At 63.9% G+C, this 23858-nt stretch carries 20 protein-coding genes; 10 read left to right on the top strand and 10 right to left on the bottom strand.

Features of this window, described 5'->3' with window-relative positions; translation table 11 throughout:
- Window positions 1-4: 4 nt before the first annotated feature.
- The 4 genes from ACSFA3_RS16625 to ACSFA3_RS16610 are packed head-to-tail and all read right to left on the bottom strand — an operon-like array spanning window position 5 to window position 5115.
- Window positions 5-1525: an amidase gene (locus ACSFA3_RS16625; RefSeq protein ID WP_435506587.1), complete on the bottom strand. Its 1521-nt coding sequence runs from the start codon at window positions 1523-1525 to the stop codon at window positions 5-7.
- 47 nt (window positions 1526-1572) lie between these two features.
- Window positions 1573-2727: a DSD1 family PLP-dependent enzyme gene (locus ACSFA3_RS16620; RefSeq protein WP_435506586.1), complete on the bottom strand. Its 1155-nt coding sequence runs from the start codon at window positions 2725-2727 to the stop codon at window positions 1573-1575.
- A 4-nt stretch (window positions 2728-2731) separates the two neighbouring features.
- Window positions 2732-3712 (bottom strand): Bug family tripartite tricarboxylate transporter substrate binding protein, encoded by a 981-nt coding sequence (locus ACSFA3_RS16615; protein WP_435506585.1) that lies wholly within the window; start codon window positions 3710-3712, stop codon window positions 2732-2734.
- Complete coding sequence (locus ACSFA3_RS16610) at window positions 3709-5115, bottom strand: D-serine ammonia-lyase (protein WP_435506584.1); 1407 nt, start codon at window positions 5113-5115, stop codon at window positions 3709-3711. The genes ACSFA3_RS16615 and ACSFA3_RS16610 overlap by 4 nt, the downstream gene beginning before the upstream one ends.
- Before the next feature lie 80 nt (window positions 5116-5195).
- Here ACSFA3_RS16610 and ACSFA3_RS16605 point away from each other — a divergent pair, with 80 nt between their 5' ends.
- Complete coding sequence (locus ACSFA3_RS16605) at window positions 5196-6140, top strand: LysR family transcriptional regulator (protein WP_435506583.1); 945 nt, start codon at window positions 5196-5198, stop codon at window positions 6138-6140.
- Here ACSFA3_RS16605 and ACSFA3_RS16600 read toward each other — a convergent pair.
- On the bottom strand, window positions 6125-6409 hold the full coding sequence (locus ACSFA3_RS16600) for a hypothetical protein (protein ID WP_435506582.1): 285 nt from the start codon (window positions 6407-6409) through the stop codon (window positions 6125-6127). The genes ACSFA3_RS16605 and ACSFA3_RS16600 overlap by 16 nt on opposite strands.
- A 331-nt stretch (window positions 6410-6740) precedes the next feature.
- Here ACSFA3_RS16600 and ACSFA3_RS16595 point away from each other — a divergent pair, with 331 nt between their 5' ends.
- From ACSFA3_RS16595 to ACSFA3_RS16575, 5 genes are read left to right on the top strand one after another with little or no spacing between them, the layout of a single operon-like run.
- The gene (locus ACSFA3_RS16595) at window positions 6741-6962 is read left to right on the top strand and encodes a CsbD family protein (protein WP_435506581.1); all 222 of its coding nucleotides are present in this window, start codon (window positions 6741-6743) and stop codon (window positions 6960-6962) included.
- Window positions 6963-6964: 2 nt separating this feature from the next.
- Window positions 6965-7252, top strand: a complete 288-nt coding sequence (locus ACSFA3_RS16590; protein WP_435506580.1) for a CsbD family protein — start codon at window positions 6965-6967, stop codon at window positions 7250-7252.
- Window positions 7253-7268: 16 nt separating this feature from the next.
- Complete coding sequence (locus ACSFA3_RS16585) at window positions 7269-8270, top strand: hypothetical protein (RefSeq protein WP_435506579.1); 1002 nt, start codon at window positions 7269-7271, stop codon at window positions 8268-8270.
- Between the two features lie 51 nt (window positions 8271-8321).
- Window positions 8322-9809, top strand: coding sequence for a PAS domain S-box protein (locus ACSFA3_RS16580; RefSeq protein ID WP_435506578.1), 1488 nt, complete (start codon window positions 8322-8324; stop codon window positions 9807-9809).
- Window positions 9802-10161 carry a hypothetical protein gene (locus ACSFA3_RS16575; RefSeq protein WP_435506577.1) on the top strand — a complete coding sequence of 120 codons (360 nt, stop codon included), beginning with the start codon at window positions 9802-9804 and terminating at the stop codon, window positions 10159-10161. The genes ACSFA3_RS16580 and ACSFA3_RS16575 overlap by 8 nt, the downstream gene beginning before the upstream one ends.
- 148 nt (window positions 10162-10309) lie before the next feature.
- Here ACSFA3_RS16575 and ACSFA3_RS16570 read toward each other — a convergent pair whose 3' ends face one another.
- Window positions 10310-12370, bottom strand: coding sequence for a putative bifunctional diguanylate cyclase/phosphodiesterase (locus ACSFA3_RS16570; protein ID WP_435506576.1), 2061 nt, complete (start codon window positions 12368-12370; stop codon window positions 10310-10312).
- 99 nt (window positions 12371-12469) lie between these two features.
- Between ACSFA3_RS16570 and ACSFA3_RS16565 the strand changes: the two genes are divergently transcribed.
- Entirely contained in the window at window positions 12470-13759 is a 1290-nt protein-coding gene (locus ACSFA3_RS16565) for a YihY/virulence factor BrkB family protein (RefSeq protein WP_435506575.1), read from the top strand.
- A gap of 31 nt (window positions 13760-13790) precedes the next feature.
- On the opposite strand, the gene ACSFA3_RS16560 is transcribed toward ACSFA3_RS16565, so the two are convergent.
- From ACSFA3_RS16560 to ACSFA3_RS16545, 4 genes are all read right to left on the bottom strand, one after another.
- Window positions 13791-14576: a transglutaminase-like domain-containing protein gene (locus ACSFA3_RS16560; RefSeq protein ID WP_435506574.1), complete on the bottom strand. Its 786-nt coding sequence runs from the start codon at window positions 14574-14576 to the stop codon at window positions 13791-13793.
- A 49-nt stretch (window positions 14577-14625) separates the two neighbouring features.
- Window positions 14626-17067 (bottom strand): catalase, encoded by a 2442-nt coding sequence (locus tag ACSFA3_RS16555; protein ID WP_435506573.1) that lies wholly within the window; start codon window positions 17065-17067, stop codon window positions 14626-14628.
- A gap of 104 nt (window positions 17068-17171) precedes the next feature.
- Complete coding sequence (glf, locus tag ACSFA3_RS16550) at window positions 17172-18323, bottom strand: UDP-galactopyranose mutase (RefSeq protein ID WP_435506572.1); 1152 nt, start codon at window positions 18321-18323, stop codon at window positions 17172-17174.
- 12 nt (window positions 18324-18335) lie between these two features.
- Window positions 18336-20708, bottom strand: a complete 2373-nt coding sequence (locus ACSFA3_RS16545; RefSeq protein WP_435506571.1) for a glycosyltransferase — start codon at window positions 20706-20708, stop codon at window positions 18336-18338.
- A gap of 131 nt (window positions 20709-20839) precedes the next feature.
- Here ACSFA3_RS16545 and ACSFA3_RS16540 point away from each other — a divergent pair, with 131 nt between their 5' ends.
- From ACSFA3_RS16540 to ACSFA3_RS16530, 3 genes are all read left to right on the top strand, one after another.
- A complete protein-coding gene (locus tag ACSFA3_RS16540) occupies window positions 20840-22165 on the top strand; it encodes an Nramp family divalent metal transporter (protein ID WP_435506570.1) in 1326 nt (441 codons plus the stop codon).
- Window positions 22166-22248: 83 nt separating this feature from the next.
- Window positions 22249-22512: a helix-turn-helix domain-containing protein gene (locus ACSFA3_RS16535; RefSeq protein WP_435506569.1), complete on the top strand. Its 264-nt coding sequence runs from the start codon at window positions 22249-22251 to the stop codon at window positions 22510-22512.
- A 3-nt stretch (window positions 22513-22515) separates the two neighbouring features.
- Window positions 22516-23856, top strand: a complete 1341-nt coding sequence (locus tag ACSFA3_RS16530; RefSeq protein WP_435506568.1) for a type II toxin-antitoxin system HipA family toxin — start codon at window positions 22516-22518, stop codon at window positions 23854-23856.
- The last annotated feature ends 2 nt before the right edge of the window (window positions 23857-23858 follow it).

Below are 23858 nucleotides of genomic sequence, written 5' to 3'. Positions count from 1 at the left end.
CATCTCAGACCGCCGACGCAGAACCGCCGCCCGTCACCGAGCCGTACACAGGCGGCGCCGTCACGATCGAATCCAGCGCCGGCTCGGAGAACCGCAGCTTGCCGATGTCCGGCAGCGGACGGCGCAGCTTCGCGTCGCCCGCGAACGCCTGCTCCATCGCATGCCCGACGCCCAGCACGTGTCGGTCCGCGCGGAACCGGCCGACGACCTGCAGCCCGAACGGCATGCCCGCCGCGTCGGTGCCGCAGGGCAGCGCGAGCGAGGGATGCGTGGTCAGCGTCGTGACGTAGGTCAGCGACAGCCAGCGGTAGTAGTTCTGCTGCGCGACGCCGTTGATGTGCGTCGCGTGCGGCTGCGTCCACGGGAACGGCGAGACCGGCGTGGTCGGTGCCAGCAGGATGTCGAACTCGCGGAACGTGGCCTGGAAACGACCGAGGATGCGGGTCTGCTCGGCCTGCGCCCAGGCGCTGTCGAGCAGGCTCATGGCCGCGCCCATCTCGTAGTTGGCGCGCGGGTTCGGGCCGAGGCTCATCGGATCGCGCTCGTAGGCTTCGCGCATGCCGGCGACGAAGGCTTCGGCGCGCAGCACGTCGAAGCAGCGGTGCACGTCGCCCAGGTCGAGCGACACCGGCTCGCAACTGCGGAACAGGTGTCGCATCGCGGCGATCTTTTCGCGGAACGTGGCACGGATGCCTTCATCGACATCGCAGGCGCCGAAATCTTCCGTGTAGCCGACCCGCAGCGTGCCGAGATCGACGTTCTCCGGTATCTGGAACGACAGCGGATCGAGCGGATAGCTCAGCGGATCGCCGGCCGACATGCCGGCGGTCGCGGCCAGCTGCAGGCAGGCGTCGGCGACGGTGCGACCCATCGGGCCCACGACCGCGATCGAGGTCCAGCCGAGCGGCTTGCGCACGCTCGGCACCACGCCGGGCGACGGCCGGAAACCGACGACGCCGCACTTGGCGGCCGGAATGCGCAGCGAACCGCCTGTGTCGGAGCCGGTGCAGATCGGCAGCATGTCGAGCGCCAGCGCGGCGGCCGAGCCGCCCGACGAGCCGCCCGCGTTCAAGCGGGTGTCGAACGGATTGCCGGTCGCGCCCCAGACCGGGTTGAAGCTGTTCGCGCCGGCGCCCATCTCGGGCACGTTGGTCTTGCCGGCGACGATCGCGCCGGCCGCGCGCAGGCGGGCGACGAGTTCGTTGTCTGCGGCCGGCACGTTGGCGCGGTAGATCGGCGAGCCGAAGGTGGTGAGCAGTCCTTCCGTGTTCTCCAGGTCCTTCACACCCAGCGGCAACCCGTGCAGCAGCCCGAGCGGCGCGCCGGACATCACCGCCGCCTCCGCCGCCTTGGCTTCAGTGCGCGCGCGGTCGAAACAGGTCGCGGTGACGGCGTTGACGTACGGATTGACCGCTTCGATGCGGGCGATGCAGGCGTCGAGCAGTTCGACCGGCGACAGCTGGCGCGCGCCGATCAGGCGGCGCAGTTCGGTGGCGGGCAGGGCGACGATGTCTTTGGATGTCATGGCGTGGCGGCTTCTCTGGCTGTGTCTATATATATGTGTGTGTCGGGCTATCTGCTCAGACCGCGCGCCGCGATCGGCCAGACGCTTTCGACCGTATCGCCACGGAATCCGACCAGCGCGTCGTGCAGGTTGAAGGTCGGATCGCAATGGCCGGGCACGAGATGCAGGCGGCTGCCGAGCGCCGGCAGCGGCTTTGCGTCGTCCCTGCCCGTCACGATACCGTGCTCGTCGTTGGCCTGGTCGTAGCGCAGATGCGCTGCCTGCCAGATGCCGGGCAGGCCGGAATCGGTCGCCAGCGACTTGAGGCCGGCATCGACGACGACATGGCCGCCGGCCGCCGTGCTCATCACGGTCGTGGCGAGGAACAGCGCATGGTCGAAGCGCAGTGCACCGGAGCGGTCGTCGTACTCGCTGTCGCCGTAGTCGCGGTCCATGAAGGCGTAGGAACCGGGTTGTACTTCGGTGAAGACGCCGCTCTGCAGGTCGAATTCGACGCTGCCTGTGCCGCCGCCGGTCACGGTCGCACAGCGCACGCCGTGATGACCGAGCGCTGCAAGCACGGCGCCGGTGCGCTCGGCTGCGCGCTGCGATTGCGTTCTGCGCATGTCGTGCGAACGAATGTGCTGCAGGCCGCCGTGGTACGCCTGCAATCCGCGGAATTCGAGCTGCGGATGCGCTGCCAGCCGCTCGAGCAGCCGCAGCACGCCGTCCGCATCGGGTACGCCGCAGCGGCCCTGGCCGATGTCGATCTCGACGAACACGCCGATCCGGCTGCATTCCTGCGCCGTGGCCGCGCCCAGCGCATCGATCTGCCGCGCGTCGTCCACGCAGACGCTCATGCGCGCATGGTGCGCGGCGCGTGCCAGCAGCAAAGTCCTGGCGCCGTTCGCCGAGAGCGCCGGCTGGTTGCTGATGTGGATGTCGCGCACGCCGGCCGCGATGAAAGGCAGCGCCTCGCTCACCTTCTGGCAGCAGATGCCGACGGCCCCGCGCGCGATCTGCGCCAGCGCGACGGCCGGCGTCTTGTGCGCCTTGGCATGCGGCCGGAGCGCCACCCCGGTCCCGGCTGCGTTTGCCGCCGCCTGCATGCGGTCGAGATTGCGCTCGAAGGCGTTCAGGTCGAGCAGCAGCGCGGGCGTGTCGACGTCTTCGAGCGATACGCCGGGAACGGCGATCGGCGGCAGCGTCAGATTGGAAGCCAAGTTTTCAGTCCGCCTGGATGTTGGCCCGTGCGGCGACGGCGCGCATCAGCGGCAGCTCGCGTTCGATCATCTTGGCGACTGCAGCGCCGGTCTGGTAGCTCGGCTCCAGGCCGGCCGTGGTCAGCTTCTCGCGCACTTCCGGCATGGCGACGGTGTCGGCGAGCGCCTTTTCGAGCTTCGCCTTGACGGCCGGCGGCAAGCCACGCGGGGCGACGATCGCGATCCAGGTGTCGGCATCGACGTCGAAACCGCTCTCGGCGAAGGTCGGCACGTCCGGCAGCATCGGCGAGCGCTTGGCCGTGCTCACGGCTATGGCCTTGATCTTGCCGGTCTTCAACTGCGGAATGGCTGCGGTCACGGTGTCGACCGAAAACGGCACCTGGCCGCCCATCAGGTCGGTCATGGCCGGCGCGCTGCCCTTGTACGGAACGTGGACCATCTTCGTGCCGGTGGCGCGCAGGATCAGCTCGCCGGTGAACTGCGAGGTGGTGCCGGTGCCGAAGGAGGCGTAGGAATACTTGTCGGGCGAAGCCTTGACCAGCGCGACGAATTCCTTCGGCGTGCTGGCCGGCACGTCCTTGTTGGCCAGCAGGATCAGGCCGGTACGGGCAATCAGGCCGAGCGGCTCGAAGCTCTTGACCGGGTCGTACGGGAGCTTCGGCTGGATGGCCGGGTTCACCGTGAAAGTCGTGCCGGAGCTGATCAGCAGCGTGTAGCCGTCCGGCGCGGCCTTGGCTGCGTAGGTCGCGCCGATGATGGTGCCGGCGCCGGCGCGGTTGTCGATGGTCACCGGCTGGCCGAGCTTGTCGCCCAGCGTCTTGCCGATCAGCCGGCCCACGACGTCGGTCGAACCGCCGGCAGGGAACGGAATCACCAGCGTGACCGGACGCGACGGGTAAGCCGTCTCGGCCCAGGCAGCGCTCAGGGGCGCGGCGATGGCGGTGGTGGCGATGACGACGCTGGTGAGGATGGCGGTGGGTTTCATGAGGGGTTCTGAAGGTTGAAGGATTCTGAAGCTGAAGCTGAAGCAGAAGAAGACGCGCGTGCGCCACGGGCGAGGAAGCGGGCGTATTCCTCGTCGGGCACGAACAGCCCGCCGGTGGTCCACGCGATGTGCGTGGCATCGTGCATGTGCGCGGTCAGGCCATGCGCGGCGAGGTAGGCGCGGCCGGCGTCGGTGCCGGTCAGCATGCCGGGGCCGGAAAGGCCGGCAGCGGCGGACGGCTCGATGCGGATGTCCTCTGTCTGTGCCGCCAGGTGCAGGTGGGCGAACAGCGTTTCGTCCTCGACCGTGTACACGCCGGCCAGCAGCGGCTTCATCATTTCCGCTGCCAGCGCGGAGGCGCGCGGCACGGCCAGGCCGTCGGCCTCGGTGCGATTGTCCAGTCCCACGTCGTAGACGGAAGGGTGCGGGCCGAGGTGCAGGTGCGCGAACGCGGGCGTGCCGGCCAGCATCTGCACCAGGAAGCAGGGCGAGCGGGTCGGCTCGGCGAAGAAGCAGTGCACGTGCGGCCCGTAGATCTGCGCCAGCCCGAAAGCGATGCCGCCCGGCGCGCCGCCGACGCCGCAGGGCAGGTAGACGAACAGCGGATGTTCGGCATCGACCGTGCGGCCGGCATCGGCGAATTGCCGTGCCAGATGCGGCGTGCCGGCGGCATAGCCAAGCAGCAAGGACAGCGACTGTTCGTCGTCGACGAAGTGACAGGCGGGATCGGCGTCGGCATCGCTGCGGCCCGCCGCGACGGCTTTTTCGTAGTCGCCCGCATGCTCGACCACCTCGACGCCGCGCTTGCGCAGACGGTCTTTCTTCCATTGCTTCGCATCGGCCGACATGTGGACGACCGCCTGGAAACCCAGCGCCGATGCCATCACGCCGATAGCCAGGCCCAGATTGCCGGTCGAGCCGACCGCGACCTTGTGCGCCGCGAACAGCGTGCGGGCTTCGGGCGAAGCGAGGCAACGGTAGTCGGCGTTGTCGTTCGTATCGAGCAAGCCATGACGACGGGCCAGCGCTTCGGCATGCTCAAGCACCTCATGGATGCCGCCACGCGCCTTGATCGATCCGGCGACCGGCAACGCATGGTCGCTCTTGACCATCAGCAGGCCGCAGTCCGCCGAAATGTCGAGCGCCTGTTGCAATCGCGGCACGGCGATCAGTGCGGATTCGATGCGTCCGGCGCTGGATTCCAGTTCCGGGAAGAGTACGGTGAGCAGCGGCGCAAAGCGCGTCAGGCGGTCCGCAGTGGCCGACACATCAGCCGAGCTAATGCCGTTGAAGGACGGACCGGCGCCGCCATCGGTGGTTCGTGTGGCTGTCCAGAGCACGGGATGACCGGCCTTCAGGTCATCGAAAAGCGAAGAGTTCGGTACGGCGTTCAGCGTGTTCATGTGATGCCATGTTCGTACTCGAAAGGCCGACGCACAACGCATTTATAGTCAGTGCACCATTAGTTTTACTGATACGCACCATGCAAGTTCGCCTCACGCCGTCGCTGCTTGCATGGTTACGGTGCTTCGAGGCCACCGCACGGTGCCGAAGCTTCACCAAGGCCGCTTCGGAACTGTGCATCACGCAGGGTGCGGTCAGCCAGCAGGTGAAGCTGCTGGAGGAATGGCTCGAGCGGCCGCTGTTCCTGCGCACCCCGCGCGCGCTGATCGCGACACCCGAGGGGCAATGGCTGTCGGTGGTGCTGCGGGAGTCTTTCCAGGCGATGGAGACGACGCTCGGCCAGCTGCGCACGGTGCCGGACGATCGGCCGATCACGCTGAGCTGCGCACCATCCTTCGCGATGGGCTGGCTCACGCCGCGGCTGGGCGACCTGTTCCGGGCGCATCCACAGGTCGGGCTGCGCGTGGTCGGCGAATTCCACGCGCTCGACCGCGAACGCATGGAAAGCGACGACGTGGCTGCCGCAGTGCGTTTCGATCTCGGCGATTACCACGACCTGCAGGCGACGGTATTCCTCGATGAATGGCTGCTGCCGGTCGCGACGCCGGCCTTCATGGCCGCGCATCCCGAACTGCGCAGTGCGGCCGATCTCCAGGCGCCGATGCTGCTGCACGACACCAGCCCATGGGCCGGTGCAGGGCCGTTCGAGGAGTGGGAGCACTGGCTCGCGGTCAATGGCGCCGAAGTGGCCGATCTCGCGCAGGGCCATCACTTCAATCTGTCGCAGATGGCGGTCGGCGGGGCACTGGCCGGACAGGGCATCGCGATGGGCCGTGCGGCGCTGGTGTTCGACGAACTGACGAGTGGACGGCTGGTGATGCCGTTCGGCCAGCCGGTACGCTCGCGGGCGTCCTATTACTTCGTCAGCCGCATGGCGCTATCGCCGCGCACCGCATTGGTTCGCGACTGGATTGCAGCCGAGGCTTCACGTTTCCGAATCAGACGTGATCAGTTTTTGAACTGAACCATCGGCTTTCTATTGCTTTGATGTATTGCGCCTACGCTGGCGCGGGCGAAATTCTTACGAATCACGCAATTTGCGAATAAGAACGGGTGCAAATGCACTATGCCGGTCAGTGCATTTGCATGTGTCGCGAGTGCGCGATGGAATCTAGCATCTGGAATATGCAATCCATCCGTACGAACATGAATGATAAATACGACGCAGCGAGACGATTCGTCGAAAGCGACTTTCTGGCGCTGCAATCGCATATGGAAAATTGTGCCGTTCATTGCAGGTCGACCGACAGGATCAGGGAGACGGTCGCAGTCGCATTGCAATTCGCCGGAAGCAGGCTCGTATCGACGGCATGCGTGAGTTGTTTGCTGATCGTTGCGGCATTTTCGTACGCCTGAAGACTTTCCTACATTGCGCCGAGCCGGCATCTTACAAATCGGAATTAAAACTACAAAAAGTAGTTCGAATGCACTACGCCGGCTAGTGCATCTGCAAGTGGGCGCGGCGTTCTGCCGAAGCTATTCTCCACACCAGACGAATTTCCGATTCCATTCAATTTCAGTCAATTACCTGATCAATCGAACCGAACGGTTCAGGAACGAAACAGTGAACAAGAACACAATGGACGGCAACCTGAAAAAAGTCAAGGGCTCCGTCAAGGAAGCACTCGGCAAGGTCATGGGAAACGACGGACTCGAAGCCGAGGGAGCCACCGAGAAATCCGCGGGCAAGACGCAGGAAAAGCTCGGAAAGATGCAGGAAAAGGCGAAAGACGCCACCAAAAAAGACGGCAAACCCGACCCACAAATTCAATTGGATAAGGAATAAACATGTTCGACAAGACCGAAGGCGCCATGCAGAACGTTGCAGGCAGGATTCAGGAAGTATTTGGAAAAGTAATCGGTGATCCGATGACGCAGGTCAGGGGCCGCACCCGGCGTGTCGCAGGTGGCGCGCAATACGGCTATGGCGAAGTCGTCCAGCGTTTTCGCGAAAGCGCTGTCAGGCACCCGGTCGCGACGGTAGCCGTCATCGGCAGTGTCTTCTTCCTCCTGGGCGCCATGTGGACCGCTCACGAACGCACCGAAGAAGAAGAAAACGAAGCCACCGCTAAATAAACCGGAATCAGAATTCATGTCGACATCCACCACCGTCATCTCGTCCAGACCCCTCGGCCTGCCCTTCAACCGCGTGTCCTGGGGCGCCATATTTGCCGGATTGTTTCTGGCACTGATCACCTATCTGTTCCTGGGCGTGCTCGGAACGGCCATCGGCGCAGGATCGATCGATGCAATGGGCGACCGCAATCCATTGGCCGGATTCGGAACCGGTGCTGGCGTGTGGGTCGGTGTATCGACACTCGTGGCGCTTGCCGTCGGCGCTTTCGTTGCCGGACACACCGCGCCTTCGAAAGGCATCCTTCACGGCATTCTTTGCTGGGCAGTCACCACGCTGGTCACGCTCTACGCACTCTCGTCGCTGGCTGGCGGCGTGATCGGAACGGCGACGCGTGTCGCGGGCAGCGGCATTTCGCTGGCCGGTCAAGGCGTCGCGGCTGCAGCGCCCGGCATCGCATCTGGCGTGAAGGATCAATTGCAGAAGAACGGAATCGACTTTGACTTCACCGATGCCCGCAATCAGCTCGAAACGCTGCTGCGCCAGACCGGCAAGGCCGAATTGAGCCCTGAAGCCCTCAAGTCGAATGCCAATAGCGCGGTCCAGGATGGAAAGTCGACGGCTGAGCAAGCCGCCACGAAGCCACAGAATACAGGCAACGACCTGAGCGCATTCTTCGATCGTCTTCGCCAGAAGGCGCAGCCGGGGCTCGATGCCGCCGACAAGGAAGCATTGATCAACATCATCGTTGCGCGCACCGGCAAGAGCCGTGCAGAGGCCGAACAGATTGCCGGCAATTTCCAGCAGACGTTCGATCAGGCGATGGCCAAGTACAACGAACTGAAGGCGCAGGCCGAGCAAAAAGCGCGTGAAGCCGGTGACGTCGCGGCCAAGGGCGTAAGCCACGCCGCCTGGGCTGGCGTCGGCATCATGCTGCTGGGCTTGCTGATTTCTGCCGCAGCCGGTTTCTTCGGACGCCGTACCGCACTGCGCGCCGAGGCCTCTGCAGTCGTCGCCTGATTCCAAGCCGACCTTTTCTCGACACTTTCTCGCATTCCTGATTTCGACGCCATGACCCAGGCTGTTCTTCAGGCACAAACCGATCGGCGCCAGCTGCAGCAGATCATTGCAGGCCTCACGGAGGGCGTCATTCTCGTCGAGCCCGACGATCAGAAGATCGTCTGGGCCAACGAGGCGGCGCTAAAGATGCACGGCGTCAAGGCGCTGAACGAACTGGGGCATGACGTCACGCAATACCGGGAGCGGTTTCAATTGCGCTACCGGAACAATCATGCACTGGCCGATGGGCAATACCCGATCGAGCGCGTGATTTCCGGCGAAAGCTTTACCGATGTGGTCGTCGAGGTATTTCTCGCAACCGACCATTCCGTGAGTTGGGTTCATCGGGTGCGAAGCCTGGTGTTGACCAACGGCGATGGCGATCCCGATCTTCTTGTGCTCATCCTGCATGACGCAAGCGAATGGGCGGGTGCCGAATTGCGCTTCGAGCGAACATTCAATGCAAATCCGGCGCCGGCAATCATTTGCAGACTGAGCGACCAGCGCTACATCAAGGTGAATCTCGGCTTTCTCGAGATGACCGGATACGCCCGGGAGGATCTCATCGGGCGCACGGCATACCAATTCGACGTGTTCGAAAACGCAGAGAGGCGGGAGCTTGCCATCCAGCGTCTCAGCGAAGGCGGGACCATTCCTCAAATGGAAGCGGATCTCAGGATGCCGGACGGCGGCCACAAGCCCGTCGTGGTCGCAGGCCAGCCAATAGATATCGGTGAGGAAAGCTGCATGCTTTTCACCTTCATGGATCTGGAACCACGAAGAAAGGCCGAAAGCTCCTTGCGGCAGAGCGAAGAACGTTTTCAGAAAGCGTTTCGCATGTTGCCGGTTCCCGGCGCCGTCTTGCGTGCGGACGATCTCGTGCTTCTGGACATGAACCAGGCCTTCGTACAAGCGACCGGTTATTCGTCAGAAAAAGTCGTTGGCCGCCATGGAGAAACCGTCGGCTTGTGGCACGAGGAATTTCTTGCGGCGATCAGGGAATTGCTGACGCCCAACGGCGTGCTGCGAAACCGCGACTTGAAAATCGTGCGCAAGGATGGCGACATCATCAGTTGCCAGGTTTCGGCCGAAAAGGTTTCCATCAATGGACTGGACTGCATCCTTCTGGCCTGGCTGGACATCACAGACCGCAAGCGCTCCGAACTCGAACTGGTCGATGCAATCGAGAAGGTGATGCAGGATACGTCCTGGTTCAGCAAATCGCTGGTCGAAAAGCTTGCCAATGTCAAAAGGGAAGGCGCCTTGCCCGACAAGGGGGAATTCGCGGATTTGACCAGACGCGAACGAGAAGTCTTCGAGGCGTTGTGCACAGGTCAGTCCGACAAGGAAATAGCCAAAAAGCTGGCAGTCGCCCTCAGCACGGTTCGCAACCATGTTGCAAAGATCTATATGAAGCTGAATGTCCATAACAGGAATGCTGCGTTGTTATGGGCTCGAAACCACGGCTATTTCCGTTCAGGGAATCAAAGAAATGAATAAACCATCGTGGAGAGCCGTCGCCATCATTTGCGGTACGGCTGCTCTGGCTATTTCGGCCGGCTGCGCGTCCCAGCGAATATCCGGCGCTCTGGTGCGTTACGGCGTGCCTCCGGACAAGGCGGATTGCGTCGGCGACTCACTTTCCGACCGGCTGTCCGTGGGTCAGCTTCAATCGCTCGGGCGTGCGGCGCGTGCCTATCAGTCGATCGACCGGTCGAGCATTCCGCTGACGTTGATCGACCTCGCGCGGGTTGCTGCGGAATTGCGCGATCCCGTCATTCCGATCGAGATCGTGCGGGCGGGCATCAAGTGCGCGGTGCTGCCAACCGGAACGACGACCTCTGTTTTTTAGAAAACGCTTTTCTTCTCCGACTTTCTTTTTCGACTTTATTTCTTCAAAGGTTTCGCATGTTCAAACTCATCAAACTCGCTCCCATGCTCTGGATGGCATTTCGCTGGTTCAAAAGCCAGAAGAACGGCACCGCCTACAAGACGTCCCGCTATTCGGGCAAGGACAGAAGATTCTGAGGATTCTGAGGATTGGCTTCCCGGTTCGCCGGGTGTGCCGTTAAAGGGCTTTCTGCCCAGCGAACGATCGCTTCCAGCGGCGCCGGTCTGGCAAAGTAATAACCCTGCATCAGCGTGCAGCCTAGCGTGGTCAGCGCCTCGAGTTCTTCCAGTGTCTCGACACCCTCGGCCACGACTTCCACGTTCAGCGCATTTCCGACCTGCACGATGGAATTCACCAACACCCTGTTCTCGCTCGAATCGGCGAGGTCGGAGATGAAGCTGCGGTCTATTTTTATCTGCTGCACGTGTTCGCCGCGCAGCGACGACAACGACGAGTAGCCGACGCCGAAATCGTCGACCGCTACGACGATCCCGGCGGCAGACAGTGCGCCCAGGCGGCTGCGGGTGGCGGGTGTGTCCAGCGCAACTTCTTCGGTGATCTCGATCTGCAGGCGCCGATGCGCGATGCCGCGTTCGGCAAGCATGCCGAGCACGATCTCGTCGACAGCCAGTTGCGCCATCTCGCGTGGCGAGACGTTCATGGCGATCGGTACGTTGGCGAGATCGGAGCCGGTTTCCTCGAGCATCCGCATGCCGAGACAGATCTCTTCGAGGATGTGCCGCAGCAGCTTCTCGGCCAGACCGGTTCCGGCAGCGGCGAAAACGACCTGCTCCGGCGAAATCCACTCATGTCGCGGATGCCGCCACCGCAGCAGCGCTTCCAGGCTGTGGACCCGGCGGCCTGCGCAGTCGACGATCGGCTGGAACCAGACGCAGATCGCGCGCGTCTCGATCGCATGGAGCAGGTCGCGCTCGACATCCCGACGCATCGCGAGGCGCCGGTGGAGCGCTTCGTCGACGATCTGGAAGCGGTTGCGCCCTGCGCGTTTGGCGTCGTACAGCGCCTCGTCGGCCACGGTGATCATGTCGGCGATGTCGCCCATCTTCACGTGGTCCGTGCCTGAAATCACGATGCCGATGCTTACGCCGAGGTGGCCGCCGTAGTGCACGGTCGAGCGCGAAATGGTCCGGATCAGAGATTCCGCGACCGCGGCAGGCGTCTGCAGCCCGTCGCGCGGTGTGTACAGAACGGCGAATTCGTCGCCTCCCCAGCGGCCGAGAATGGGCCGCAAGGCATGCAGTTCGCGACGCAGCCATCGGCCCACGTCCTGCAGTACCCGATCGCCTGCGTTGTGGCCGAACGCATCGTTGACCGTTTTGAAGCCGTCCAGGTCCAGCAGCAGAAGGCAGTGGGGATTGGCTATGTCGGAGGCGATGTGCTGGGTCGCGCGCTGGGTGAAGCCCTCGCGGTTGAGAAGTCCGGTCAGGGCGTCGTGCGATGCCCGGAAAGCCATCTGCTGCGCCGATTTCTGCATGGCATCGTGCGCCTGCAGCAGTTGTGCGGCCAGCGCGGTCGCCTCGTTCCTGCGCCGGCTCGCCGAGCGGAACGCGCCTTCGCTCTGGACGGCCGCTCGCGAGAGTCCTGCGAGATAGAGCAGCGCCATCGTCGCGAGGGCCATGTTGTCGAAGCCGCCGGCATAGGCCAGGCAGACCGCGACCGACAGGAGCGGCGGCGTGATGAAGCTGATCGGCACACGGGCGAAGGCCGTTCCGTGGGCCACCGAGCCTGCACAGGTGCCGCAGACCAGCATCATGTAGAAAAGTGTCTGCGGCGAGGTATAGCCCTCGCTCAGCAGAGGTATCAGCGCCCAGACCAGGCCACCGGCCGCTGCTCCCCAGGCGGCTGTCCTGAGATGTCGCTCCACGACAGCGGCGTCCGTCGTGCTGAAGGGCCGGCGCAGGAACGACCGGCGCAGCAGACTCAGCAGAACCGAAAGCAGCAGCCAGCAGACGCCGCCGCGCACATAGCCTGAATTCACCGCCACCGCCGCCCCCGCAATGCTCAGGACGATGTTGGCCGGGACGGTCACCATCAGGTTGCGGCGCACCGTGACAAGCTGATCGACGCGGACCATTTGGCGCAAGACACGATCGTCGACCGGCGCAATGAGCGTGGAATTGGACTCGCTGTTGGACTCGCTGGCGTTCATTGAAAGAGAAAGTAAGAGGCAGAGCTTTATATAACGACTACAAGAAGCACTGCCTTCGTCGGACGCGCATGGCACGCCTGGTACGGGAAAACACTCGGCATGTCCAATTCGCTTTCAGCCGCTTCGCCGGCCGTCCTTCCGCAGGTTCTTCCGCCGAAGTCCGCGCGCGCGACCACGTTGCGTTTTTTCGATCTGGGCAAGAAAGCCGTTGTGGCCTGGGTCGACGATCTCGCCCCGAGCATGGGCGCCGCCATCTCGTACTACACGATCTTCTCGCTGGCGCCGCTGCTGGTGATCGTCATCGCCATCGCGGGTGCGATCTTCGGGCGCGAGGCGGTGCAGGGCGAGATCGTCGTCCAGCTCCAGAGCCTGATCGGGCGCGACGGCGCACTCGCAGTGCAAGGCCTGATCAAGAGCGCGAGCGAGCCAGCGAAGGGCATCACGGCAGGGCTGATCAGCATCGTGGTGCTCGTCGTCGGTGCGACGACGGTGTTCGCCGAGCTTCAGAGCGCGCTCGACCGGATCTGGCATGTGCCCGAGCGCGCGAAGCCGACAGGGCTGTGGGCGATCTTTCGGGCGCGGGTGCTGTCGTTCGGGCTGATCCTGGGACTGGCGTTCCTGCTGATGGTGTCGCTGTCGGTGAGCTCCGCGATCGCTGCATTCGGCACCTGGACGAGCGGCGTTGTGCCGGGCTGGGGCCGATTGCTTCAGGTCTTCAACATCCTGCTTTCGATCGGCATCTCGACGGTACTTTTCGCAATGATCTACAAGTTCATGCCGACGGTGAAGATCGTCTGGCGTGACGTGTGGATCGGCGCGCTGGTGACGTCGGTGCTGTTCGAGGTCGGCAAGGCCGGAATTGCGCTGTACATCGGCAAGAGCGGGGTAAACGAGTCGTTCGCGGCCGCAGGCTCGCTGGTCGTGCTGCTGGCCTGGGTGTATTACGCGGCGCAGATCTTTTTGCTCGGTGCCGAATTCACCAAGGTCTATGCCAACGAGCACGGTTCGGTGGCGGGCGTCAAGGCCGCTGCCGCCACGGAAGCGGTGGCGAAGGTCAAGCAGACGGGTACGGATGCGGTGTCTTCGGATGGCTCCGTCGACATCGCAGTCGCCGTCGGCAACGGCACTGGAAATTCCGCCGCTCCCGCGAATACCGACGAAATCCTGGCGCGCACTTCCCAGACCAGCCAGGAAGTTCAGAGGCGCCTGCATGCAGCCACCGCTTCGCTCACGCGCCAGGTCTTGCTGTTGGGTGTTGCTGCCGTGGCCACGAGCGTGGCGACGTATTGGCAGAAGCGTCAGGAAAAAAGCGCGCGCATCGCCCGGCGCGAGGCGCGGAATCTGAAGCGAGCGAAGCTTCAGACCGTGAAGGCGATGAAGAAGCGCTAGAAAAGCGCTTCTCTTCGAGAAATCCCGGGGATCATGCGTCGAGTTGCTCGACCGTGACCTTCATTTCGCCCATTTCCATCGGCCCGTAGTTCGAGACGAAGGCCACGTCCGCCGCATCGCGGCCGTAAGCCACAACGATCCGTCCACCGCGTGGCGCACTTTGCGTGGCGTCGAACGTATACCAGCGACCGTTGATGAATGCCTCGAACCAGGCATGCATGTCCATCGGATCGAGCCGATGCAGATAGCCGACGACCATGCGCGCCGGAATCTTCAGCGCTCGCGCGAAGCCGACACCGATGTGCGAGAAATCGCGGCATACGCCGGCGCCGTGGTCGAGCGTATCGAGCGCGTCGGTGGTGCCATCGCTCACGCCGTAGCGATATTCGATGTTGGCGTGGATCCACGAACGAATCGCCTCCACCTGGTCGTAGCCGGGCAAGGCGTCGCCGACGATCTCGCGCGCTTTCGATTCCATCTTGTCGGACGGGCAATAGCGGCTTTGCAGCAGGTACAGAAGCGCATCGTCGGGCAACAGGTTGACGGGCGTCGGCGGCGCACCCGGGCTGACGCGGATGTGCGCTTCGGTCTCCATCACCATTTCCACCTCGATCTTCATCTCGCCCTGCGGAATGGTCAGGCGCTGGCCGAGATTGCCGTAGTTGTCGACATATTCGGTCGTGCGAACCCACGGCGTGAGTTCGTAACGCTCGCTGATCATCCACTGCGCCATGCCGCTGCGCGGACGCAGCATGGCAATGACGGGGCAGTCTTCCGCGACCTTGACGGTCATCGTGCAATTGGCTTTGAGTTTCATGCGCTGATCACACCAGAGAAAACTGACATCAGGCTCACATTCGCAGCGCTCATACGCGCGGAGGATCGCTGTCGCGCGATGCATGTCGCGGCAACGCCACGGCAGCGATGAAATCCGCGACGGCAGCATCCGCGTCCGAGGCATCGGCGAGGATCAGACCCGGGTCTTCCGAACCATCGGGCAAGGTCATCGGAATACCGGCTTCGGTCAACAACGCCTCAGAAGCGCCCAGCGCCATCAGCGTCTTGCAATGCCGATACTGGTCCTTGATGAAGTCCATCGTGTGCGGATCGGCAGCAAGCGACTCGACAGCGGGCATGCCGTCCGGCAACACCAGTGCATCGAACAGGAAACCGGGGCTGTTCTCCATCGTGCAGTCGGCTTCGATCTTTTCGCCGCTCGCCGTCACGACGGTGCCGAGGCGCGAGCCGACCAGACGTCCGACGGCACCGGCCGCAAGCAGTGCAGCCTGCACTGCCGCCACGGATTTGCCTTCGCAGCCCGGCGCCACCAGGATCGCGACCTTTCGCGTCCGGATGCCGCCGTCGCCGGTGCGCGCCAGAAGCGAAAGCGCCGGAGATGTCTCGACTTCCGGCTTTGCCGGCGTTTCGAGGGCCAATGGGAGCGGAGCGGGCAGTTCCATGCCGAGCCCTTCGGCGACCTTGGCGGCCAGCTCTGGCGACGCGTTGAGCAGACCGGCGACCACACGCTGGCGAATGGCCGGGGTCTGCACCTTGGAAAGCTCGAAGCGGAAGGCGGCGGCGATATGCGCCTGTTCGACCGGCGTCTGGCTGTTGAAGAACAGCGTGGCCTGCGTGTAGTGATCGGCGAACTTCTCCGGCTTTCCACGTACCTTGTCGGCGGATTCGGCCGCATCGATACGGCGCGCGACGCTCTGGAAGCCCTGAGCGGCGCCGGCCTGGAACGGGGCACCGCCAGCGAGGGAATTCGGCTCGTACGAAACGCGACCGCGCGGGATCGCCTGGCGATGCATGCCGTCGCGCTGGTTGTTGTGCACCGGCGCGATGGGCGCGTTGATCGGCAGCTCATGGAAGTTCGGGCCGCCCAGGCGGCTGATCTGCGTGTCCACATACGAGTGGATGCGGCCAGCCAGCAGCGGATCGTTGGTGAAATCGAGGCCCGGCACGATGTGTGCGGTACAGAACGCTACCTGTTCGGTTTCGGCGAAGAAGTTGTCCGGGTTGCGGTTCAGAACCATCCGGCCGACGATCTGCACCGGCACCAGTTCTTCCGGAATGAGCTTGGTCGAATCGAGTACGTCGAAGCTGAAGCCTTCGGCCTCTTCCTCGGTGAAGATCTGCAGGCCGAGTTCCCATTCCGGGTACTCGCCGCCGTCGATGGCTTCCCACAGGTCGCGACGATGGAAGTCCGGATCGGCACCGGAAATCTTCACCGCTTCGTCCCACACCATCGAATGCGTGCCCAGCTTCGGCTGCCAATGGAACTTCACGAATACCGACTCGCCGTCGGCGTTCACCAGGCGGAACGTGTGCACGCCGAAGCCCTGCATCATCCGGTAGCTGCGCGGCAGTGCGCGGTCGCTCATCTGCCACATCAGCATGTGGGTCGATTCGGGCATCAGGGAGACGAAATCCCAGAACGTATCGTGGGCGGATGCCGCCTGAGGCATGCCGTGGTGCGGCTCCGGCTTGACCGCGTGGATCAGGTCCGGAAACTTGATCGCGTCCTGTATGAAGAACACAGGCATGTTGTTGCCGACCAGATCCCAGTTGCCTTCGTCGGTGTAGAACTTGACTGCGAAACCGCGCACGTCGCGCGCCGTGTCTTTCGATCCCCGCTCGCCGGCAACCGTGGAGAAACGCACGAACACCGGCGTGACCTTGCCGGCTTCGGCGAAGACAGACGCCTTGGTGTACTTGTCCAGCGGTGCATAGCACTCGAAATAGCCATGGGCGCCCGATCCGCGTGCGTGGACGATGCGTTCGGGGATGCGCTCGTGGTCGAAGTGCGTGATCTTCTCGCGCAGGATGAAGTCTTCGAGCAGGACCGGACCGCGCGTGCCGGCCTTCAGCGAATTCTGGTTGTCGGCGATCTTGACGCCGTGATTGGTGGTCAGTGTCTGGCCCGACGAGTCGACGCGCACGCGATCGAGCGTGCCGATGGCGACGTTGACGCCTTCGGGCGCGACCGTACCGGTCTTGGCGGACGAATTCGATTCCGACAGCGTGCTGCCGCCCGGCAGGCGAGACGGCGGCTTTGCCTGCAGGCCGACGGGCGCCGCCTGGGAGTTGTCGTAGCCATGCTCTAGCGGCTTGTTAGTGTTCGCAGGCATCGCGGCGACGAGCGCTTGCGTTTCTGCGGCACGCTGCGCTGGCTGATCGCCTGCGGCTGCGCCCGGGGGCGCCGGATGGGCCGGGCCGCTGTCCGAATTGCGCGCTGCGGATTGCGCGGCGACGATTTCCGCCGGGGAAGCCTGCGGCGCTGTGGGTGTGTTGGATTTTTTGGCCATTTGGATTCTCGTAAGCTGGAAAACTACGTTACGAGAATGTTTCTTGGCCGCCATGTAGGAACAATGCGCTAACGCGCTACGTCAAGCGCGTACCCTCGTCAACGTCATCCGAGCGGGTCGACCATAAAAGCAGGCATTGCCTCGCCCGTTCCCATGCCTTCCTCGAATCGCTTCGCCGTATCGAGCGCTTCCGCAATCGTCACGTGCATGTCGATGTACCGGTAGGTGCCCAGCCGCCCGACGAAGGTGACGCCGCTCTCGTCGCGAGCGCGCGCTACGTAGCGAGACAGCAGTGTCTTTTCCGCCACCAGCCTGATCGGGTAGTAGGGCGTGTCGGCCTCTCCGCAGAGCCGGCTGTATTCCTTGAACACCACCGTTTTCTCGTGCGACTCCCACGGCGCGAAATGCTTGTGCTCCGAAATACGTGTCCAGGGCACCGAAAGGTCGCCGTAGTTGACGACCGCATTGCCCTGATGGTCGCCGTCGTGGTCCTCGCGCACGAAATCGAGCGTGCGATAGCCAAGGCGTCCTTCGTCGTAGCCGAACCAGTCGTCGATCGGGCCGCTCCAGAAGACATGGTCGTAGTCCGAGCGATAGGACCGCTCGAACCGGGTGCCGAGATGGACCCGGATGGACGGGTGGTCCAGCATGTTCTGCACGACGGCGGTGTAGCCGTCGCGCGGAATGCCCTGGTAGCGACTGGCGTAGTAGTTGTCGTCGTAGTTGAAGCGCACCGGCAATCTTTTCAGGATGCTGGCCGGGAGTGCGGACGGCGACATGCCCCACTGCTTGGTGGTGTAGCCCTCGAAAAAGGCTTCGTAGAGCGCACGGCCCATCAGCGACAGCGCCTGTTCCTCGAAATTGGCCGGCGCCGTGATGCGCTTGTCGCCCACTTCGGTGAAGAAGGCTTCGGCTTCCGCTGGAGAGAACGTCTTGCCGAAGAACTGGTTGATGGTCAGCAGGTTGAGCGGCAACGAGAACACGCGTCCGCCGGTGATCGCCTTGACGCGGTTGACGAAAGGCACGAACTCGCCGAACCGGCGGACGTAGTCCCAGACTCTCTCGTTGCTCGTATGGAAGATATGCGGGCCGTAGGTATGGACCATCACATCGGTCCGTTCGTCGCGGGCGGTGTGGCAGTTGCCGGCGATGTGCGGCCGGGTGTCGAAGACATCGACCTGGCAGCCGGCCTCGGCCAGTTCCCTGGCCAGCACGGCGCCGGAGAAACCGGCACCGACGATTGAGATATGCGTCATGGAATCGGTACTTCAGACAACCGGGTCGAGTTCGGAATGAAGGGGATGCGAAGAATCTGCTGCATTTGCGGCATCTTTCTCGAAGCGGTCGAGCAGCGCCGTCATCGCAGCCGCAGTGCGGTCCCACGACGTCGCGGCGACCGTGTCCAGCGCCATTGCCGCGAAGCGCAATTGCGCTTCGGCATCGCGCGCGAGGATGTCTTCGCAGGCCGCCACGAACCCGGCGGGAGATGCGGCGATGGGCACCACCGTCGCGTACTGCTCCGCCACGTCGCGCACGGGCGTGCTGACCACGGGTTTGCCGGCGGCAAGGTATTCGAGGGTCTTGGTCGGGCTGATGAAGCGCGTCGAAGCGTTCAGCGCGAACGGCATCAGGCACACATCCCAGCCCGCGAGGAACGCCGGAAGTTCGTCATAACGGCGCTGGCCCATCCAGTGAATGTTCGGCCGACGGGGAAGGCTTGCCGGATCGACCTTCACGACCGGTCCGACCATCACCACCTGCCATTCGGGGTGCGCATCGGCCAGCGCCGCGACGAGCGGCAGGTCCAGACGTTCGTCGATGACGCCGTAGTAGCCGAGTCGCGGGCGCGCGATGGCGCGCTGATCGAAATGGTCCTCCAGATCGCGGCGCCCGAAGTGGCCATGATCGACGCTGCTCGGAAAGCAGTGCACGTCGCCATGCCGGCTTCGCTTGGATTCGTACAGGCTGCGGCCGCCGGTGAAGACGAGGTCGACGGCTTCGAACAGTGCGTTCTCGCGTGCGATCAGTGCGGGCGGCGCGAAGTCGAAGGCCGCCAGTTCGTCCATGCAGTCGTAGACCATGCCGCGCGGCGCAAGTCCTTCGGCCAGCGGCAGCGCCATCGGCGTGTAGAACCAGAGCAGGTAGTCGGCGATGCGCTGCTCGCGCAGATAGCGCCCGAGCATTTCCTTCATGCCGTCGACGTGCGCATCGTCGAAACCCGCGCCGTGGCTCGGCAGGTGCATGCGCAGCACCACGACGCCGGCGCAGGGGCTGTGCTGTTCGAGCCAGGCATGGTCGGCGCCGGACATCGGTTCTTCCACGAACACGACCGGGCGGTTCATGGCGAGGCGGGACATCAGTTGCTGCGGGCGCTGGTAGACAAAGTCCCAGCGAAGGTGGGAGAAGACGATCAGGGTGGTCATGGTGCGGCGTCGGGAGGGAAACAAGGAAGTGAGGGAAGTGGTCGCCAGCGCTTGCTGCCAATGGCGCAGGCGGTCGGCAAAGGGTCTGCAGAGGTGTCGGGTGAAGTCGCCGTGTGCGGCGCCGGGCACGTCCCACAAACCGCTGTGGTGCCAGTGGCCGGCGTCCTGCCAGTCGGGCCGGTCGATGAGCGGATAGAGGCACAGGCCTTCGATCGGGATTCCACGGCTTTCGCACTCCGCTACCTCGCCGACCATGTGGTCGAGCCAGGTGCCGCGGCCTTCGCCGACGTGGCCGGTTTCGGAAATGCACAGCGGGCGGCCGTAGCGCTGCCAGAGCCTGGAAGCGAGGTCCGCGAACGACCGGCGCCGCGGATCGCCCAGATGCCAGTGCAGGCGGGCGCCGCTGCCCTCCTCCCACTGGTTGTCGTGGTAATAGTTGATGCCCAGGACGTCGAGGTAATGCATCGCCCCGCCGAGCTCCGGAGAGGTTCGCCCGGCCAGCATGTCCCACGCTTCGAACTGACGTTCCTGCGCCGCGACCGCTGCGGACGTGACGCCCGGGCCCGCGCCCAGCGGCGGCTCGACATGGATCAGCGGATCGGTGTGGACGAAACGCGCCGTCGGGTCGATGGCGCGGATCGCGTCGATCGCGCGCAAGGTGGCGCGCACCAGTACGCGCTTCAGAAGAAAACCGTTCTCGGGCGCCGACGGAACATAGGGATGAATGAGGCCGGTGCTGGACGCAGCCCAGGCTAGGAACGAAATCTCGTTGATCGGCTGATAGACCTGGGACGGACCGCAGATGCCCACGAGCACCTCGGACAGGCCGGCGCAATGGGATGCGAAGGCATCGACGAACTGGTCGGGTCGCGCAAACGGGTCCAGCGTGGCCGGCCATCCGTAATGCATCAGGGTCCAGACGACCTGGATGCCGTGACTGTGTGCCGAGCGGGCCTGCGCCTCGAGTCGGCGAAGACCCGCAACGCCGCTTCCCTCGATCAGGCGCCAGCCGATCGTTTCCCGGATCGTGCGGATACCAAGACCGGCAACGGCCGCATAGTCTTCGTCGATGCGCCCGGCATGACCGTTGCGCAGGTTCGGATCCAGCGGCAAGCCGAAGCCGTTGATATGGTCCGCGCCCTCGAATCCGCCGATCCAGAAGCTGCCGAACAGGGGCTTCACGTCCCCGTGCTGCTCGAGGCTTTTGGGCGCATCCATGTTTTTCCTTTGTTCTGCCTCCACAGTGCATGTCGGCGGGTGTCGAAAGCACGTCTCCTTTTGCTGGCGTGGATGTAGGTCAAATCGGATTGGCTTCGGTGTCCGCGTCGCACATCCCTAAGATCGCTGCCATGTTTTCGCTGCCCCGCACCGCCACCGCGCCGTTCTGCCCCTCCGAAGTCAAGGGCAGCATCACCGTCGAATCGACGTTGCCGTTCCACCGCAAGCTGTGGCGTTACGCCGGTCCGGGGTTGCTCGTGTCGGTCGGCTACATGGACCCCGGCAACTGGGCCACCGACATCGAAGCCGGTTCGAGATTCGGCTATGGCCTGCTTTTCATCGTGCTGTTCGCCAGCCTGGCGGCGATGCTGCTGCAGACGCTCTGCGTGCGGCTCGGCCTGGTGGCCCAGAAAGACCTCGCCCGCCTCTGCCGTGAACGCTACTCACCGCGGGTGAACCGCTTCCTGTGGCTGGGCGCAGAGCTGGCCATCGTCGCCTGCGACCTCGCGGAAGTGCTCGGCAGCGCACTGGCCCTGCATCTGCTCTTCGGCGTTTCGGTCACGACCGGCATCGCGATCACGGCGTTCGACACGATCCTCGTACTCGGCCTGCAGGGCGCCGGCTTCCGGCGGGTCGAGGCGATCGTGCTGGGGCTGGTGACGACCATCGCCGCCTGCTTCGCGGTCGAGCTGGCGATGTCGCAGCCCAACTGGTTCGGCGTCGCGATGGGTTTCGCGCCGAGCCTGGAGCGGCTGCAGCAGCCCGGCGCGCTGTACCTGGCGATCGGCATCGTCGGCGCCACGGTGATGCCGCACAACCTGTACCTGCATTCGTCCATCGTGCAGACACGGCTGTTCGCAGCCACCGATGCCGCGCGGCGCGAGGCGATCCGCTTCTGCACCTGGGACGCGATCATCTCGCTGACGCTCGCGCTGCTGGTCAACGCCGCGATCATGGTGCTGGCGGCCAGCGCCTTCAACGCCAGCGGACACCGGGAAGTCGCCAGCATCGAGGACGCCTATCACCTGATCGAGCCATTGGTCGGCAGCGCGCTGGCGGCGACGCTGTTCGGGATCGCGCTGCTGGCGTCGGGCCAGAGTTCGACCTTTACCGGGACCATCGCCGGACAGATCGTGATGGAAGGTTTCCTCGACATGAAGATCCCGTGCTGGCAGCGCCGGGTCATTACGCGCGGGCTTGCACTGGTGCCGGCCTTCGTCGGCGTCTGGTGGTTCGGCGACGGTGGCATCGGGAAGATGCTGGTGCTGAGCCAGGTGGTGTTGAGCTTCCAGCTGCCGTTTGCGATCTGGCCGCTGGTGAAGTTCACCAGCGACCGTCGGGTGATGGGCGTGTTCGCGAACGGAACGCCGACCAAGGTTGTGGTGTGGTCGCTGTTTGCGGTGATCGTGGTGGCGAATGTCTGGCTGGTGGGGGCAGTGCTGGGCGGTGGAGGTTGAGTTGGATATAGCTACTTCATGGGTAAATGACGATTTAGCTACTTGAGCGGTAAAATCTTTTTTACCCACTCCAAAGCTAAAGCATGCGGCAACTTCTTTCGACTCCCACGCAACTCGGCATCCTGCTGAAGGCTGCCCGCAAGGAGGCCGGCCTGTCGCAGACGGATCTGGCTCGGCGCCTGGGTATCAGCCAGAGCCGCATGTCTCATATGGAGCTCAATCCTGGTTCGGTCAGCCTGGCTCAGCTTCTGGCCATCTTCGGTGTGCTCGACCTGGAAATCATGGTGGGATCGCGACCGACCGCTCACCACTTGACGGTTGCCGAACCGTCACCTCCGGGTTGGTGAGCCATGGGCCGCAAATCGCATACGCAATCGCTGTCCATCTGGGCCAACGGCCAGCGCGTCGGTAGCTGGCGAATCCCCGCAGGCGGTGCAGACGAGCTGCGTTACGACGACGCATGGACAAGCTCGCCAGCCGGCCGTCCGCTGTCTCTATCGCTTCCGCTGGTTCGCGGGGTGGCGCACAAGGGCCCGGTCGTCCGGAGCTACTTCGACAATCTGCTGCCCGACAGCCTGCCCATCCGCGACCGCATTGCGCGCCGCTTCCAGACGCAGACGACGGACGCATTCGAACTCCTGCAGGCCATCGGTCGCGATTGCGTCGGCGCCATTCAACTGCTTGGCGAAGACGACCAGCCGACGGATGTCGAGCGCATCGACGGTGTGGCGCTGGACGAGAGCGCTGTCGAAAGCCTGTTGCAGCAGACGGTGGATCCTGGCGGCGCGGGAGGCCGCTCGACGCCCGAGGACGAGCTGCGAATTTCTCTGGCTGGCGCGCAGGAAAAAACTGCGCTTCTGTGGCACGAAGGACGGTGGCTGCGACCCGTCGGCGCAACGCCCACCACCCACATCCTGAAGCTGCCGCTCGGCCTGGTGGGCCATCGAAAGGCCGACTTCACGACATCCGTCGAAAACGAATGGCTGTGCCTGAACATCCTGCAGGAATACGGGGTTCCCGTGCCGCCCACCGCGATGCTGAAGTTCGGCGCCCAGAAGGTGCTGGCGGTCGAGCGCTTTGACCGCCGGATGCATCCGTCAGGCAAGTGGTTGCTGCGCCTGCCGCAGGAGGACTTCTGCCAGGCGCTCGGCAAGCCGTCGCATCTCAAGTACGAGGCCGATGGCGGCCCCGGAATGATCGACCTCGCGAACGTCTTGCGGCAGTCGGTGCGGGCGAAGGAAGATCTTGGCACGCTCATCACCGCGCAGCTGCTGTTCTGGATGCTCGGCGCACCCGACGGCCATGCGAAGAACTTCAGCATCGCACTGCTGCCGGAAGGTCGCTACAGGCTCACGCCGATCTATGACGTGATGTCGATCTGGCCGGTGGAGGGAAGCGGGCCGAACCAATTCTCGCGTCACGACGCCAAGCTTGCGATGGGTCTGTCGGGCAAGAACAGGCACTACCGGTTCAAGGACATCCAGCGGCGCCACTTCAATGCCATGGCGCAGAAGTGCCACTTCGGGCCCGATGCGGAGATGCTGATCGAGCGTGTTCTGGATGCCACGCCGGGTGTCGTCGACCGGATTGCGGCGCGGTTGTCGACGGACTTCCCGGCCGCTGTCTCAGGTCGGATCCTGGAAGGTCTTGTCAGGTCGGCGAAGGCGTTGCGGGCGATGCCTGCCGCCTGAGT

The sequence above is a fragment of the Variovorax glucosi genome, assembly GCF_051216695.1.
Classification (GTDB): Bacteria; Pseudomonadota; Gammaproteobacteria; order Burkholderiales; family Burkholderiaceae_C; genus Variovorax.
The sequence above is the reverse complement of the archived record's forward strand: the minus strand, read 5'-3'. Positions and strand labels throughout refer to the sequence as shown.